This is a genomic window from Terriglobia bacterium (assembly GCA_035712365.1).
GTDB lineage: Bacteria > Acidobacteriota > Terriglobia > UBA7540 > UBA7540 > SCRD01.
Map to the genome: position 1 here is coordinate 1 of DASTAW010000024.1, position 16,896 is coordinate 16,896.

General features: G+C 58.3%; 10 protein-coding genes. 8 read left to right on the forward strand and 2 right to left on the reverse strand.

Annotated elements, in window-relative coordinates; all coding sequences use genetic code 11:
• Positions 1-447 (reverse strand): PIG-L family deacetylase (locus VFQ24_06815; GenBank protein ID HET9178053.1); only part of this gene is annotated, 447 nt, incomplete at its 3' end.
• Between the two features lie 438 nt (positions 448-885).
• Between VFQ24_06815 and VFQ24_06820 the strand changes: the two genes are divergently transcribed.
• From VFQ24_06820 to VFQ24_06830, 3 genes are all read left to right on the forward strand, one after another.
• Positions 886-2,934 (forward strand): sulfatase-like hydrolase/transferase, encoded by a 2,049-nt coding sequence (locus VFQ24_06820; GenBank protein HET9178054.1) that lies wholly within the window; start codon positions 886-888, stop codon positions 2,932-2,934.
• 200 nt (positions 2,935-3,134) lie between these two features.
• Positions 3,135-3,470 (forward strand): PadR family transcriptional regulator, encoded by a 336-nt coding sequence (locus tag VFQ24_06825; GenBank protein ID HET9178055.1) that lies wholly within the window; start codon positions 3,135-3,137, stop codon positions 3,468-3,470.
• A 189-nt stretch (positions 3,471-3,659) separates the two neighbouring features.
• Entirely contained in the window at positions 3,660-6,278 is a 2,619-nt protein-coding gene (locus VFQ24_06830) for an ABC transporter permease (protein HET9178056.1), read from the forward strand.
• Positions 6,279-6,415: 137 nt separating this feature from the next.
• Here VFQ24_06830 and VFQ24_06835 read toward each other — a convergent pair whose 3' ends face one another.
• The gene (locus tag VFQ24_06835) at positions 6,416-6,631 is read right to left on the reverse strand and encodes a hypothetical protein (GenBank protein ID HET9178057.1); all 216 of its coding nucleotides are present in this window, start codon (positions 6,629-6,631) and stop codon (positions 6,416-6,418) included.
• Between the two features lie 595 nt (positions 6,632-7,226).
• Between VFQ24_06835 and VFQ24_06840 the strand changes: the two genes are divergently transcribed.
• From VFQ24_06840 to cas1, 5 genes are all read left to right on the forward strand, one after another.
• Positions 7,227-8,300, forward strand: coding sequence for a polysaccharide biosynthesis/export family protein (locus tag VFQ24_06840; protein HET9178058.1), 1,074 nt, complete (start codon positions 7,227-7,229; stop codon positions 8,298-8,300).
• A 421-nt stretch (positions 8,301-8,721) separates the two neighbouring features.
• Positions 8,722-10,626 carry an energy transducer TonB gene (locus VFQ24_06845; protein HET9178059.1) on the forward strand — a complete coding sequence of 635 codons (1,905 nt, stop codon included), beginning with the start codon at positions 8,722-8,724 and terminating at the stop codon, positions 10,624-10,626.
• Between the two features lie 993 nt (positions 10,627-11,619).
• Positions 11,620-15,138, forward strand: coding sequence for a type II CRISPR RNA-guided endonuclease Cas9 (gene cas9, locus VFQ24_06850; GenBank protein ID HET9178060.1), 3,519 nt, complete (start codon positions 11,620-11,622; stop codon positions 15,136-15,138).
• 293 nt (positions 15,139-15,431) lie between these two features.
• Positions 15,432-15,920 carry a four helix bundle protein gene (locus VFQ24_06855; GenBank protein HET9178061.1) on the forward strand — a complete coding sequence of 163 codons (489 nt, stop codon included), beginning with the start codon at positions 15,432-15,434 and terminating at the stop codon, positions 15,918-15,920.
• Positions 15,913-16,887: a type II CRISPR-associated endonuclease Cas1 gene (gene cas1, locus VFQ24_06860; GenBank protein HET9178062.1), complete on the forward strand. Its 975-nt coding sequence runs from the start codon at positions 15,913-15,915 to the stop codon at positions 16,885-16,887. The genes VFQ24_06855 and cas1 overlap by 8 nt, the downstream gene beginning before the upstream one ends.
• Positions 16,888-16,896 lie beyond the last annotated feature (9 nt).

Sequence of the window (16,896 nt, forward strand, 5' to 3'; positions counted from 1 at the left end):
CGCCGCACCGTGGTTCCAGGTTTCCAGCGAAATCAAAGGACTCTGGCTGGCAGTGTCTTCGCCGCCCAGAAACCAGACGTTCATGATGCCCAGCGATTCGAGCGCGCGCCGCACCTCAATTTCCCGCACGGCGCAAAGCGACGCGGCCTGTTCATATCCAACCGTGTTGCCTCCGGAGTTGCCGCAGGTCCCGTAGGTCACGGCAATCCGCTTGTGACCGTCAATAGCCTCGCGCGCCAGGAAGCTGGCGATCTCGCTCTCGTCGTCCGGATGCGCCACCATCACCAGGATGTCCGCCTTGTAACGCGCGTCCGGGCCCGGGCTCGGCGGGGCCTCCGGCAATTGTCCGAAGCAAACACTGCTGATCAGGAAGAAACAAAAAAGCAAATACCCAACCTTCATCTTCATCGTGTTCACAGCCGCTACCCCCTTTTCGCTGTACCTCAAGTGAACGATCTGCTGATTAGTTGAGCAGGCATCATACACTGGACAGGGTGATTTGTCTCGAAATTCGGGGACCGGCAAAAATCTGGCAACTGGGAGTGCGAACTGCGATAACGATTTCGGCTTTGAATGCGGCCGCGCCACCAGCTACCGTTACAGTCGGCGGGAAAAGCTCCGGTCCGTTTAGGTTCATTTTTGAGCTGCCGTCTATTTTCAACAAAATCAGTGGCTTCGTTTTCCCGTTTGGTTATTCAGCACAAACCCTTGTTATCCACAACTTCTCCGCTTCATTTGCGCCATCCACTCGGGCTTTGGCAGGCCGCAGCCTACCTCCTGGGCACACTCAGCGCGGGACCCCGCACTTAGAGATGAAGTTGCGAAGGGCCGCGAGGCTGAGGTAGCCTGATTGGCATCCGCAGGTCACGCTTCGAAGGAGGAACCATGAGCGGAGGGCGGTGGAAGCCCCGCCTGGCGGTCCTGCTGGCAGCAGGGCTTGCGATTGCCGGACTCATTTCCTGTCGAGGCAGGAAAGCCGAAATTCCCAATCCCCAGCCGCGGAACGCCAGCGTTCTTCTGATCACACTGGATACCACGCGGGCTGATCATCTGAGTTGCTATGGGACGGGCTTTGCCAAAACCTCGAATCTTGACGCGCTGGCGGCGCGGGGCGTGCGTTTTGAACACGCCATCGCCCAGGTCCCGCTCACCCTGCCCTCGCACGCCTGCATCATGACAGGCTCGTACCCGGAAGTTAACGGCGTGCGCGGCATGGCCGGGTTTACGCTTTCCGATGCCCATCCCACCATTGCATCGGTCAGCCGAGCGGCTGGATACGCCACGGCGGCCTTCGTTGGATCGAGCGTGCTGGGCCGCCGCTTTGGCTTTTCGACCGGGTTCGAAATCTACGACGACGATATGGGCCGGAGCATCGTGGAATCGAACCAAACGGGGGTGCATCTGGAGCGTCGCGCGAGCGTGGTGACAGACCACGCCATTGACTGGCTGAAATCGAACGGCAATAAAAACTTCTTCCTCTGGTGCCACTTTTACGACCCACACGCGCCCTATGAGCCTCCGGAGCCCTACAAACATCTCTATTCCAAGGACCCCTATTCGGGAGAAATTGCCTACACCGACAGCCAGGTCGGGCGGCTGTTGGATTACCTCAAAGCGCAGGGCCTTCTGGATCGGACTTTGATCGTGGCGACGGCGGACCATGGAGAAAGCCTGGGCGAGCACGGCGAAGAGACCCACGGGGTTTTCCTTTACGACGCCACCGTGCACGTGCCCCTGATTATTGCCGGCCCTGGAATTCCGGCGGGCAAAGCGATTGCGCAGCAGGTCCGTTCCATCGACATCATGCCCACCATCCTGGCCTTCCTCCATCTTTCGCCCGGCAAGGAGGCGCAAGGCCTGGACCTGCTTCCGCTGATCCAGAAGGGCCAGCCCCTGGCGACCGACACGGCATATCTCGAGACCCTTTATCCGCGCACCTATATGGGATGGTCAGAGCTTCGCGCCGTTCGCACCAACCAGTGGAAGTTCATCCTGGCGCCGCGGTCCGAGCTTTACAACCTGACGGACGATCCCCGCGAGGCAACCAATGTGGAGTCGCGCGAGCCGGTCATCGCCTCGCGTCTGGACGCGCAGATCTGGTCGATTATCGGCCAGGACAAGCGGAACGAAAAAGTGGTTTCGAGCCCCATGACCGAGCAGACCCGCGAAGACCTGGCTTCACTGGGATATGTGAGCGGCGGAACGCCGAGGGTGATCCAGCTCGGGAGCAAAGCGCCCGATCCCAAGGATGAGACCGGGGTGCTGAAAATTCTTGGCGAGGTTGAACGCCTGATGGAACGAAGGGAGTTTGGGGGCGCGGCCCGATTGATGGAAAAAGGGCTCAAGCAGGACCCCACCAACCCACTTGGCATCACCTATCTGGCGTCCTCGTTTGAAAATCTGGGGAATTTTCCTCGGGCGATCCAGGTTTACGAGAAAGCCATTGGCTTGCACGTGGAGACGGACCAGATCTATTCCAGGCTGGGGAAAGACTACCTGCGGACGCACCAGCTTGAGAAGGCGGTGCAGGCGATGCAGCGCGCTGCGGAGCTGAATCCCACGGACCTTGACAACCTTAGCAACCTGGGCGCGGCCAATCTGCAACTCAGGCGCCCGCAGGAAGCCCGCAAGGCGTTTGAAGCCATCACTGCCCAGAGCGACAGTTACGCGCCGGCCTTCAACGGGCTGGGGCTTCTCGCCATTTCTCAGGGAGATTCGGCGGCAGCCATGCGCAATTTTATGAAGGCCGTCAACGCCGATCCCTCGGAGATGGAGCCGCTGTTGAACCTCGGCTTTCTCTACCAGAGGTCGGGACAGAAACAACAGGCCCTGCATTGCTTCCAGACGTTTCTGCGCAAGGCGCCGCGTGGCCGGTACGGGAAGCTGTTCCCAATGGTGCGCGAAACAATCCGGCAGTTGCAAAGCGGCGCCTGAAGACGAGCACGTGCGTCAGCCGCCGGGAACGCAGCCGCAAGCCCGACACCAAAGCACATTCCTTGTCGTCCGCTCCACAGAAGGAGAGGTGGAATGGCATGCGCTTCGGCCCGGACTTCAAGCCGGATCGAGAATCGGCCTAAAACCCGCTTGACATTCGAGCGCCCCGGCAGTATATGTAGAGATTCTAGGTGTTCATGATGGCTGAAGAAAAAACGGAACTCCTGAAGGGAACGCTGGACATGCTGGTCCTGAAGGTTGTGGCGCTGGGCCCGATCCACGGCTACGCCATTGCTCAGCGGATTCAGCAGATCTCCCGCGACTTTTTCCAACTCCAGCAAGGCTCGCTCTACCCCGCGCTCCACCGGCTGGAGGACCGCGGCTGGCTGCGCGCGCAGTGGAAGGCCACAGAGACCGGTCGTGAAGCAAAATTTTATGCGCTCACTCCCAGGGGCCGGAAACAGCTCGAGGCCGAAGTCAGGAATTGGGAGCAGATGACCGACGCGGTCGCGTTGATACTTCGCACGGCAGAATGAAGAGCAGTGGTTAGTGGTCAGTGGTTAGTGGTCAGAGACGAGAAGACAGGAGACAGGAGTCAGGAGCCGGGAGTGAGAGGGCGGAAGATACGGCAAACGGGCATGGCCTAGAGAACGTCACGCAACCTGCCGCATACCACATGCCACACGCCTGCTGATCGCTGACGGCTGAAAGCTGAGGGCTGATTCATGCGCTGGTACGAACGGTTTTTCCAAAGAAAGCTCACCGAAAAGCGTCTCGACGCCGAGCTGCGATTCCACCTCGAGCAAAGGATCGCCGATCTCGTCGGCTCGGGCATGGCTCGGGAGGAAGCGCGTCGCCAGGCGCGACTGGAATTGGGAGGACTCGACCAGGTGAAAGAAGAATGCCGCGATGTCGGCGGTTCACATATCATCGAAGCGTTCATCCAGGACATTCGCTACGGCCTGCGCCAGCTTCGCCGCAATCCGGGCTTTACCGCGATTGCCGTGCTCACCCTTGCGCTCGGCATCGGCGCGAACACGGCCGTCTTTAGTGTGGTGAATAGCGTTCTTTTGCAACCGCTCCCGTACCATGATCCCGAACGGCTGGTTTCCATCTGGCAAAGCTACCAAGGTTATACAGACGTTCCGGTATCCACTCCCAATGTCGATTCCTGGCGAACTCAGAACCGTGTTTTCGAGGAGATTGCTGCCTATCGAGTTCAAAGGAGTTTCACACTAGCGGGCCAGGGCGAAGCTCAGTGGCTTCAGGGAACGTACGTCACCGCAAACTTCTTTGGGACGCTAGGTGTAGAACCTCTTTTGGGCCGCGGGTTTGACAGCAGCGAAGACCAACCTGTAGCTCGGCCGGAGGTTATTCTAACCCACGCCCTCTGGGCCGGGGTCTTCCACTCAGACCCAGGCATTGTCGGAAAGATCATCGATCTCGATGGAAGAGGTTACACCGTGTTAGGGATCATGCCCACGGGTTTTCGCTTTCCAAGTTGGACCGACTTTTGGCTGCCCTTGGGCCAGATGGGCAAAGACGAGCTGACCAGCCGCGTCTACCATCCCTTGAATGTGATTGCTCGCCTGAAATCAGGCGTGAACATACTACGGGCGCAGATGGAAATGACAACTATTAATTCCCGGGACCAACTCCAATACCCCAAGACGGACGAGGGATGGGGCGTGCAGGTTGTTTCGCTTCACGAGCAACTAGTCGGAACTGCACAGGAAGCATTGTTGATTCTGCTGGCAGCAACCGGCTTTGTGCTGCTGATCGCGTGCGCCAATGTAGCTAATCTGCTACTGGCTCGCGCTGCTGAGCGCCAGAAAGAAGTGGCTGTCCGTAAAGCCCTCGGTGCAAGCAGATCTCGCCTTATCCGGCAGATGCTCAGCGAAAGCATTGTACTGGCGCTCGCCGGGGGTGCGTTGGGGCTGGCTCTGGCAGAAGGCGGACTGAAACTGCTCCCCGCGTTGGGACAGGGGGCCATCCCACAGCTTCTCCCGATTCAACTCGATGCCAAGGTATTGGCCTTTACGCTGATCACGGCGTTAATGGCAGGGATTCTCTTCGGGTTAGCACCGGCTTTGAGATCGGGCAGGTTGAATTTGGTTTCGAGTCTCAAAGCGACAAGTGAAGGTTCGACTGCGGGTTTTCGGTCAGACTTTATCCGGAACCTTTTCGTAGTCACCGAGGTAGGATTGGCACTGGTTGTATTGATAGGGTCAGGTTTGCTCTTAAGGACCTTTCAATTCCTTCTAAATGTTGATCCGGGGTTCGATGTCCACAATGTTCTGACGGCCAGGGTAACTTTACTTGACCCTCAATACTCTGCGGCTGGGCAACGGGAAATCTTCTATCGCCAATTGCTAAACAAGGTTAAGGAACTTCCGGGTGTGGAGGCCGCAGGATTCACCGACGTGTTGCCGCTAAGCGAAGAATCGAATTTCAAGACGCGATTTGCTGTTGAGGTCCACGCACTCAGTCCAGGCGAAACTTACCCCGCAGCGGAATTGCGTATTGTGTATCCTGGCTATTTCAAGGCACTGCGCATTCCTCTGATTCAAGGGCGAGTCTTCACAAACGCGGATTTCGCTCGCTCTTCGGCGCCGCCAGTGATCATCAACCGCCGCCTGGCGGATCGATTCTTCCACGGCGAGGACCCAGTAGGGAAAAAGATCAACGCCGGCCCCGAGGGACCCGCGCCGAGCTGGGTAAGGGTCATCGGGGTAATCGGTGACATAAAAGAGTTCGGCTTGGCTGGCCGCCCTAAATACGCGCTGTATTTCTGCGGGTCAAATGCGGAAATGTATTTGGTCGTAAAGATAGCTTCCAGTCCACTGAGCTACTCTGAACCCGTTCGGAGACTAATTACAAAACTCGATAAATCGGTGCCGGTATCTGACGTAATGACGATGCAGCAGAGGCTTTCCACGTCCCTCGCGCGCCGCCGCTATTCCACCGTGCTCCTGGGTGTTTTTGCCATTCTTGGCCTAACGTTGTCAGCAGTTGGGATTTCTGGTGTCATTTCCTATTCGGTCATTCGCCGCACGCACGAAATCGGCATTCGCATGGCGCTGGGGGCGCAGAAGAGCGACGTGCTGACGATGGTCGTGGGGCAGGGGCTCCGGCTGGCTCTGATCGGCGTGGCGATTGGCATTGCCGCGGCGCTGGCGGTGACGCGCTTCTTATCGAGCATGCTCTATGGCGTCAAGCCCACCGACCCGCTCACCTTCGTTGCGGTCTCGCTGATCCTGATCGCCGTGGCGCTCGTGGCCTGCTATATCCCTGCCCGCCGCGCGACAAAAGTCGAGCCGATGGTGGCCTTGAGATACGAGTAAGGCAGTGGTTAGTGGTTAGTGATGAGTGGCGAGTAGCAGGTGCCGGGCCAACGGCGGAAGTCGGAAATTGGAATTAGGAAGTCGGGGCGGAGCAAACCCATTTCCTACTTCCTACTGCCCATTTCCGCTCTTGCTGGCTACTCGGAGCGGCCGTCGAGGTTCAGCCGGACGGACGGCGTGGCCGGGGGCTTCTTCCGCAGCCGCACCTTGGGATTGAGGCATTCCAAAAGCAGAAGGAAGAACGTGGTGAACATATAGACGAAGGCGATGATCTCGAAAGCGCGGCCTTGCCGGGCGAGCACGAACAGGGGCGCCATGATTGGAGCAAGCAGGACAGACCGCGGAGGCTTCATTTCCAGCCTTGCATGGCAATGAGGGCACGCGAGGTGAGTCCAGGCATCCAGGTTGAGAAAGAACGGCGTCCGCACACTGTGATTGCAAACGGGGCATGTTGCCATCGACCGGCCACCTTCCATTTCTGGTGTCCACTGTAAGGTGCGGGCTTGAACGGTGTCAATGGAACTTAAGGATGACGTGCTGACAATCAAACACTTCGGAACCACCAAGCCCGCCAACCACTACGATTTGAGCAGTGGCGTAAGTTTGACTTGTGGCCCGGGCATCCTCCCCCATGCTTCGGTCAAATGACACGGCCAAGATGGCCGTGCCACAAAATAGGAACGACCTGAGCTGGTCGCGCATCATACGTCGCTGCTTTTGCGATGTATGCGGACCCCAAATCGTGCGCCCGTCGCCTGTGCAGTCTGCGGGATTTTGACGGAGAAGAACCGCGGACCTCAAAACCGGAGGTCCTCGCTACCCACGCCGCTGCCGGTTGACATTGGAAAACGGGCTTTGATACGCTTGCAGGCGATGTTGTTCCGGAGCCCGCCAGAAGCAGTGATAGGGCATAATTTTCCGGGCATGTGGACCGGTACGAGAGGTGCGATGAAAAAGCGTTTTAGAACCTGTGCAGCCGCCGGTACGTTTGCCTTTTGGCTGGCGGTGGCGGGAGCCGCGCAGCTACGCGCGCAGGACCTGGAACGAGTAGGTCCCGTTCCCTCCTCCACCGCAACCGAGACGGGCGCCCGGCAAACGCCGGCTGCGCCGCAGAGCTCGGCCACGGCCAACGCGGCAACCAGCGCCCCGTTGGATTACGTGATTGGACCCGAAGATGTGCTCGACATCGCGGTGTTCGATGTCCCAGACCTTAATCAAACCGTGCGCGTTGCCAACGACGGAACCATCGCGCTGCCGCTGCTCGGCCGCATGGTTGCTTCCGGGCTCACCGCTGATCAGTTGCGCGACCGGCTTGAAGCAGCCCTGGCGAAGAATCTTGTTCAGAACCCTCAGGTCGGCGTGTTCGTCAAGCTATTTCAGGCGCGCCCTGTCTCCATTATGGGCGCGGTCGAGAAACCCGGACTTTACCAGATCACGGGGCCGCGCACGCTGATCGAAATGCTGTCACTCGCGGGAGGCCTGGCCAAGCGCAGCACCGCGCCGGCCGGCAAGACCGTCTATGTCACCAGGCCAGGGGGATTCAAAGGCCTGACCGTCGTTCCCGGCATGAAGGAAGTGGCGCCGGACAAGATTGCCATTGATCTGAAGGACCTGCTTTACACTCAAGCTGAGGGCCTGAATATCCCTGTCGAACCGCACGACATTATCGCGGTCTCCAAGGCTGACGTCATCTATGTGGCAGGCAGCGGAGTGCGCAAGCCAGGTGGTTTTCTGCTGGAAGATCGCGACTCCATCACGGTTGTGCAGGCGCTGGCCATGGCAGAGGGTCTCGACCCGAATGCCGCCAGGCATAAGGCCCGGATCATCCACACGAAAGCTGACGGCACCCGGGTTGAAATCCCCGTAGACCTCGAAAAGATCATGAAGGAAAAGGCCCGTGACCCGGAATTGGCGGCGAATGACATCCTGTACGTACCCAACAGCGCGAGCAAAGCAGCAGCAAAAAAGACCGCCGAGGCAATCGTCCAAACGGTCAGCGGGTTCCTGATTTTCCATCCGTAATCTCAATTCCGGGCTGCGAGCGTGCGCCAAGGCTCCAACATGCTGTTCCCTTTAGAAATCAGGCGACTAAATACCGGGCGCGGGCGAGTATGGGCGGGACGATCTTCACTCTACTCTTTCCCGGTAAACTCGTGCAAAGGATAACTCGATTCCGACAAGTTTGTGCACAGTTTGTGACAGCCTGTTCCTTAAAACACTCGCGGGTTATCCCCTTGTGTCCCAAAGAGGAGACACTTCTATGACAGGCGGAAAGCGGGTTTTCCCGCCAAGTTATAGAGCAGACTGGTTATTAAGCGGTCAGCAACCAATTTGGCAACGAACGGCACGTCAGTTGCAATATGGCTGAAGCGCCGGTGCGGGAGGGGGGCCTGCCGAGCGTGCGCGACCGGTCCAGGTAAAATCAACTGGGGACGAAAGAATAATGGCGCCAGAAAAAGCGCCACAGATCCAACTGTTGTCGCACGAACCCCGCCGCCAGGCGCTACGGGGTGGCCTCGCCACTCTGTTCAGCAGGGCCCCGTCGCTAAAAAGCACCCCCCTAAACGGCCACAACGGCAATGGCGCCATCCATAAGCCGCCTCAAATCAGTCTGCTGGCGCATGAACCTCGCCGCAAGGTCATTACCGGCGGCCTGGCCGCGCTGCTCCGCAAACACCCCGTGAGTTTGGCGGACTTTCACGAGGGCGCCTCAGTCAACGGCCACCGCGTACCGGGATTCCGGCTGTTGACTCACGAACCGCGCCGGCAGGCTATCCGTAGCGGGTTCAAGTCCCTGTTCTTGAAGGATCCGCCACCCCAGGAGCTGGTTGTTGGCCGGCAGGAGGTGGGGAAAGGCGGCCCGAAATTCACTGCCTTTCTCACCTCGTGCATGATGCACTTTTCGATTGTGTTTTTCCTCCTCGAGGTGCCCTTCTTTTTCCTGCTGCCGCGTCCTGCCCAGACAATCAAGCTGCCCCAAATTGTCTACGAGTTTCATGAGATTGAATTACCGAAGGACCTCCCGTCTGTAAAGCCGCCGGGCCCGGGCGGCCAGCCGGGAAGGGGGACCCACCCCGAGAAGGCTCCAGCGAAAGGCAGCAGCGCTTTTCACCACAGCGCCACGGTGGTCTCAAACCCGCCCAACCCCGACAATAATTTCCAGACGATCATTCAGCCGCATGTAAACCCGGCCCAGAAGCTCGACATCAAACTCAAGCTTCGTCTGCCCAACGTGGTGCTCGGAGGCTCGCTGCCGGTTCCCGCCCCTCCGGCTGTGCCGCCTCCACCTCCGATGAAGCTGACCGTGCCGCCAACGCTGAAATCTCTGACGATTCCCAAGACTACGGTGGTTTCTGTCACGCCGCCGGACCTCACCATCCCGGCAGCGGACATGCCCAACATGCCGGCAATTCCAGTTCCTCCGCCGCCTCTGCCGCCGCTGGCGCAGAGAAAGGATTTACCGAAGAACCTTGATCTTACCGCCATCGCAACCCAGGGGATGGAGGCCACATCAAACGGGTCAGTCACCAGCCTGCTGTCGCTCAGCCTAAATCCCGGTCCGCCGACGGACCAGCTTAAAATCCCTGCTGGAAATCGCTATGGGGCCTTCACCATCTCTCCTGAAGGCAATCATGCCGGAGCGCCCAATGGGAACTCCGGCGGCAGCGCCACAGGCGGCTCCGGAGGCCCGGGCAGCGGAGGCGATGCCAGCACCGGCGTGGGATCAGGTACGGCGGGCGGCGGTGGTGGCGGCGCCGGAGTAGTGAACGGACTGGGAGCTTCGACAACCGGTAATCCAGGCACCGCGGGCGCCGCCGGCGATGCCGCTCTTTCCGCGGCTGCCGTGGCAAAACTCATCTACCCCATCCTGCGCGCCCCGCTGAAGAACCGCTTCGCCATGGTGGTGACCGCCGGACCGCAGGGCGGCGGCGGCCTGCACGTGTTCGGTGTCCTCAAGGGTGAAAAGATCTATACCATTTTTTTGCCGATGCCGCAGCGGAACTGGATCCTTCAATACTCGATGATCAATGATCCGAACGCACAGCAAAAGCCCCAGCACAACGGCGTCACGCTACAGGTGGACTTCGGCGTTGTGCCGCCCGCCGTGGAAGAGCGCTTCGATTTCCACCGCCCTGCTCTCACCGCCGAGCAGAAACAAAAAATGATCATCCTGCACGGATTCATCGCCGCGGACGGCTCGGTGGAACGGGTGACGGTCTATCGTGGAGTTGAAAGCCTCGCGGACCGGGCCGCCCGCGCTGCGTTTGAGAAATGGAAGTTCCAGCCGGCCGTCTGGAGCGGCAAACCGATCCTAATTGAAATCCTCCTGGGAATTCCGCTGAGCTGAGCACGCCGCGCGGCGAAAATCTTAACAATCCTGTGGCAGTGCAATTTTTACCCGCTGTACCGTAAACAGACACAATTTGCTCGGGAACGAAATTTAGCTCACTCAAATTTCGAGCATATTAATTGTTATCAATAAGATACAAAATTATGGAATTGATGGGACGAAAATCCCATTTGTCCCATTTTTGACCCTTGCCGTTAGAGTAGCCTATTTAACAAGCCTAGAACGCCCAGGGCCGCGCGCGCCCATGCGCCAAGCGTGGCGCATCCGTCGGGATCCCGGAAAGCAGATTGTCCTGCCGCTGTCAGCTCCCGGCAGCTTGCAAGGTCTCACGAGCGAGGGTGAAGAACGAAACTGCGCGCGGCAAGTGACGAGCAGGGGCGGGAGATTCAGCGGCTGAAGCCATTTTTGCGGAGGCGTCATGATGACACAGTTAAAGCTGCGTTCCCCTGAAAGGACCCCTCGCGCGGCCCAAAGGCAGTGAAGAGTGCTTAGTGATGAGTGGCGAGTGAAAACGGGGGAGCGATTCAAGGTTTCAGATTTGAGATTCAAGATTGGGGTTAGTGATGAGCGGCGGGCCTGAAAAATGAGAAACACCTTCACCCTCTCCCGGAGGTAGAGGGCTGGGGACTATGTTTTGGGCGGCGGCTTGGAAGTAAGAAAAATGACAATGGCAGGAAGAACGCGCTCCCGCCGGCGAGTGTTTTCTTCGCCTGGACCGCGCATTCTCGCCTCGATCACACCCCTGCACGAACGGCGAGCTGCGCCTCTCGCACGCTTGAAAAAATGGCAGCCCCGCACCGGACGCGGCCGTGAAATAAAAAGCGCCGTGGGGCTTTGGGCCGCGCACGGCGCCTTGGGATCGCTCTTTCGAGACGGTGCCCGCGACGCAGACGGAATCCCGTCTGGCTTACTAAGGTAAGGTACGGGAACCGCTGCTGAGATACACGGGTGTATAATACCGCCAATTTATTTATTGTCAAGAGGTGATATATGACTGATCAAATTCCGCAGGAATACGTACTTGGCATCGACCTGGGCAGCAACTCTCTCGGCTGGGCCACCATCGAACGGCGGAACGGAAGCCCGCAGGGACTTTATCGCACTGGCAGCGTACCCGCCCTCGGGTCACGTGTCTTCGAGGCAGCCACAGAGGGAGATCGCCAGTCGGGACAAGAGAAGACCCGCAACGTCAATCGCCGCCAAATGCGGCACCAAACCCGCCAGACGCGCCGCCGCGCCCAGCGGCTAAGGGATGTATTTCTGCTTCTGCAATCCTGGGACCTCTTGCCCTTAGGCAATGCCAGAGTTCGCATAGAACGCCAGAAGATTCTGGAAGACTTGGACGTCAGCATCCTCAACTCTGAGTGGTTCAAGAAGATCGGTTCCGAACACGGCCATCCGCAGCGTGTCAAGCGTTGTGCTCAATGCCACCGACTGCGTGAGGTCATGCCCTATTCGCTGAGGGCGTCCGCGTTGGAAGAGAAGCTCGAAAAACATCATCTTGGCCGGGCGCTCTACCATCTCGCCCAGCGCCGGGGTTTTCTAGCAAATTCCAAGGTCGCGTCGAGGAAAGAAGACAAGGTCGGCACGGTAAAGAGAGGAATCAGCGAATTGGTCCGCGCTATGAAGACGGTGGATGCACCTACCCTAGGGGTCTATTTCGGCCGCCACGTTACGCCCGACCGCGAGCGCATCCGGGGGCACTGGACCTCGCGAGAGGAGATGTATGAGCCAGAGTTAAAGCAAATCTGGCAGGAGCAGTCCCGGCACCATCCGGACATTTTCAGCGCGGATAATTACAGGCGGCTGCGAGTGCTCGTCTTTGATCAACGCCCCTCATGGTTCGATCCCAACACCATCGGCCGTTGCGATCTTGAACCGAGCCAGCGCCGCGCCCCGATGTACCTGCTCATCTCCCAGCGTTTCCGCCTGCTTCAACAGGTGAACAACCTCCGTGTCCTCCAGCCCGGTGAGTTGGACCGGCCGCTCACACCGGACGAGCGGCAGAAGGTGATCGATGAACTTGAGTTGAAGGGGGACCGAACCTTCGACCAGATCCGTAAGGTCCTGGCGCTTCCCGAAGAGCACAAATTCAACCTGGAGCCGCGAAAGCGAACGAAAAAGAAGAAGGGCGACCCTCCTCCACCCGACGTGGATGAAGAAGACAAGAGGTCCGGGAAGGCCAAGCTGAAGGGAAACCGAACCAACGCGGCCTTCTACAAAGTCTTCGGCAAACGCTGGCTTGCCATGTTGCCCGAAGAGCGGGACCGCACCGTCGAATACGTTTACGCGTTCGAGAAGCCCGAGAAGCTGAGGGAAGCGGCGAAGCAAAAGTGGGGCCTTGAAGATGGGAAGGCAAAGAAGCTTTCGGAAATTTCATTCGAAACGCGGCCGGCAGGTCATTCTCGAAAGGCAATGAAGAAACTGCTTCCGCTTCTGGAAAATGGAAGGTTCTACGCAGAGGCTAAGCGTGAGATTTACCCGGAAAAGTTCCAGCCGTATCCGTCCCTCAAGCTCCTTCCGCCCGTCGAGTTTGCCGCCGATCCCACCTTTCACGAAAAGCGCTATCGCAATTGGCTCAGGAAAACGGGCGCGCTTCCTGAAGGGGGGCCCTTGCCGCCCGCCCTTGGCCAAATCCGCAACCCCGCCGTCATGCGCAGTCTAACGGAGCTTCGGAAGGTCATAAACGAGTTGATCTCTCGTTTCGGCAAGCCTGTGGAGGTTCACATTGAACTACTCCGCGAGCTTAAGAATCCCAAAAGCGTTCGCCAACGCATCGATGAGGCGAGCAAGAGAAACCGCACCGCGCGGGATAATGCGGAAAAAAGGATTAAGGTCAAAACCGGCGACGAGCACCCGAGCGACGAAGACACAAGGAGAGTCCTTCTGTTCGATGAATGCAAGGATCGTTGCGTATACTGCGGGCAGGGATTTTCAGGTGACGGCATATATCGGGGCGGGCAGGACGTCCACATCGACCACATCGTCCCCCGCAGCCTTTGCCCGGACAACACATTCATTAACCTCGTCCTTTGCCACACCCGCTGTAACAACGAAAAAGGGGCCAGAACCCCCTTTCAAGCCTTCAAGGGCGATGACTTTGTGAAGTTGGAAATGAACGCCAAGGCGATTTTCGGGAGGACGGCGCGGCGCAAGCTGGCTCGGATCCTCATGAACGACGAAAAGCTGAAAGAATTTCTTGAAAGATTCTCCGAACGCCAGCTTCGAGATTCCGCCTACGCATCAAAGGTGGCCGCAAAATACCTGGGATACCTTTACGGCGGAGTCTACGACGCGAGCAAAGAACAGCGGGTCATTTGCACGTCAGGTGAAGCGACCGCGGAACTCATGAAAGCCTGGGGCTTGTATAGTGTCCTCAACGATGGGCCCACTTCCAACGGTGGTGCGGTTAAGAAGAACCGAAACGACCACCGCCACCATGCCGTTGACGCCATCGCTGTTGCGCTCACCGGTCAAGGAACCATCCAGGCCCTTACCGCAGCCAGGTGGCTACGTCACGCTGTACTGGAATCTCCCTGGAACGATTTCGTAGATTCCGTCCGCACGGAAGTTGACGGAACCGTCGTGTCGCACCGAGCTTCCAAGAAAATCTCCGGCTCGCTCCACAAGGACACGATTTATTCCGCATTTGACCCGAACGCTCCTCGTGAGAACAATCCCGCGCGCCTCCCGCGCGTGCGGAAGTGGATCAACGAGCTCTCGAAGAAGGCGAAGGACATTGAGCATATCGCAGAACCGCCCAGAAAGTCAGGGAAGAAGGGGAAGGTAAGGGAGGCAATCGAGGACAAACTGCGGGAACTCGGGACGGACGATCCCGCCAACCTGCCCGACCCTCGCAGGCCGGAAAATATCGACAAACTACCCCAGCTCCGGGGACGGCACGGCAACTCTGTTCCGATCAAGCGAGTAAGAGTCACGCAGGTCGTGAAAACTACTCACGTGGGGAGAGGCTTTCGGCGCAGGCTTGTCGAGCCAGGAAAGCCAGGGGCGAACCATCACTTCGAGATTTTTGCGGTCCTTGATCCGAAAAATCCGGAGAAGGAGTTGGGGTGGGAGAGCGATGATGTAGTCACATTGCTCGAGGTGCAGCGGAGAATAAGGGGAAAGAAGCCGATCATCAAGAAAGCTGGGTTCGGAGAACATACCGCGTTCAAGTTCTCCGTTTCACAGGGGGAAATCCTCGAACTCGACCGGCAGATTAAAGGTAAGCCTTTGCTGTCAGACAGGGTCCGCTTGACTACCGAAGAACGGAATTCCGGGCGGGTCAGGCTGGTTGTCAGGTCAATAAGCCAACAACAGGACGGCGGCAAGAAGATCGAGATGGTTCACGTCAACGATGCGCGTCCAAGAAGAGTAAACGAAGAAGGAAAGCGATCAAAAGTAAAGTCTGCCGACTGGGTCACCAAATCACCCGCGGAGCTATTTAAATGGCATGCGCGCAAAGTTGTAGTCAGCCCGCTTGGGGAGGTGACGGAAGCGCATGATTAAGGTCATTGCGAACCTCAGGTGTAAGGGCCAGAGGCTGATATCTCAGATCTAAAATTTGAGACGCAGCCCGATTAGAGAAGATACGGAGGCGCATGACTGACGCAATCTCCGATCGCAAATTTGAGACGCGGCCCGTTTGGGAAGTTACCGAGACAGATGATTAAAGGTGTTGCAAATCTCAGGTGTGAAGGCCAGGCGCTGATATTTCAGATTTCAAACTTGAGATTTAGAATTTGAGATACGAAATTCGAGTTTTGAAATAGATTTCAAATTTGCGCAGCACAGGAGGGCCGATGAAGTACGAGCGGTTCGAGCAATTGCCTGTCTGGCAGGCGGCCATTGAACTGGCGAGGCGGGTTTACGCCCTCACCGGCAAGCCTCCGTTTCGCGGCCAGCGCAGCCTGCGTGACCAGATCGAGCGGGCGGCTGTCTCCATCTCCAACAATATTGCGGAAGGCTTTGAGCGCGGGACCACGCAGGAGCTGCTCACTTTCCTCTACATCGCGCGAGGCTCAGCGGGCGAAGTGCGCTCCATGCTCTGCCTGCTGGAGGCGCTGGAAGGTTTCGACAATCTCAAATCTGAAATCTCAGATTTGAAATCTCGGGCGGAGGGAGTTTCCAGGCAATTGCGCGGCTGGGCCGACTCGCTCCAGAACACCAAAATCACCGGCCAGCGATACTTGAACGAAAAGACCCGCCGCGCCGACGAGCATAGGAAAGACCGGGATGAATTTCTAAACCAGCTCGAAGAGATTCGGCAGAGGGGAAAAGCCCATGAATGATCGAATCCTTGATTTCTCGGAGCGTCCGGCGCGGCTGAATGTACGCAACGGTCTGCTGGTGATTGATGTAGGGGAGCGCTCTGCGCTCCCGCGGGAGGGCGAAGCCCTCCCCTACGAGACAGATGGCCGCGACCCGGAGAGCGGCCTGCGGGCCCGCGTCGCGCAGGAACAAACCATTCCCCTTGCCGACATTGCCGTCCTGATCGCCGCGCACCCGCAGATCTCCTTTTCACACGCCGTCCTTTCCGGTCTCGCTGAAGCCGGAGGAATGTTCATCGCCTGCAACCAGAAACGCATGCCCTGCGCCATGCTGCTGCCGCTCGAAAACCACTCGACGCAAACCGAGCGATTCCATGCGCAGGCCAACCTGCCGCTGCCCAACCGCAAACGCCTGTGGCAGCAGATTGTGAAGGCCAAAATCCTGGCCCAGGCACGGCTGTTGAAAGAACAGACCGAACAGGACTGGGGCCTTGAAATGCTGGCGGCAAGCGTCCGCTCCGGCGACCCGCAGAACATCGAAGCCCGCGCCGCCCGCATCTACTGGAAAAATCTTTTCGGAGAGGACGACTTCCGCCGCAATCCCGACGGCGAGGGGCTGAACCCACTTCTCAACTACGGCTATGCCATCCTGCGGGCCGTGACTGCGCGGGCCCTGTGCGCCGCCGGTCTCCATCCTTCGCTCGGCATCCACCACCACAACCGCTATGACGCCTTCTGCCTGGCCGACGATGTGATGGAGCCTTTCCGCCCCATTGTAGACCGCGCCGTGGCCGCTCTCCGGGAACAGCGCGATGGAGACCCGGAGCTTGACCGCGAAACCAAGCGCGCCCTTCTGGAATCCCTGCTCGCGCGCTTCACTGCCGATGGGGAATCCAGAACGCTCTTTGACTGGGTCAGCAGGACCGCCCAGTCGCTCGCCGCAGCAATCGAAAGCGGCGATAAGAAACTGGAGATTCCGTTACTGTAGCGGCGAGTT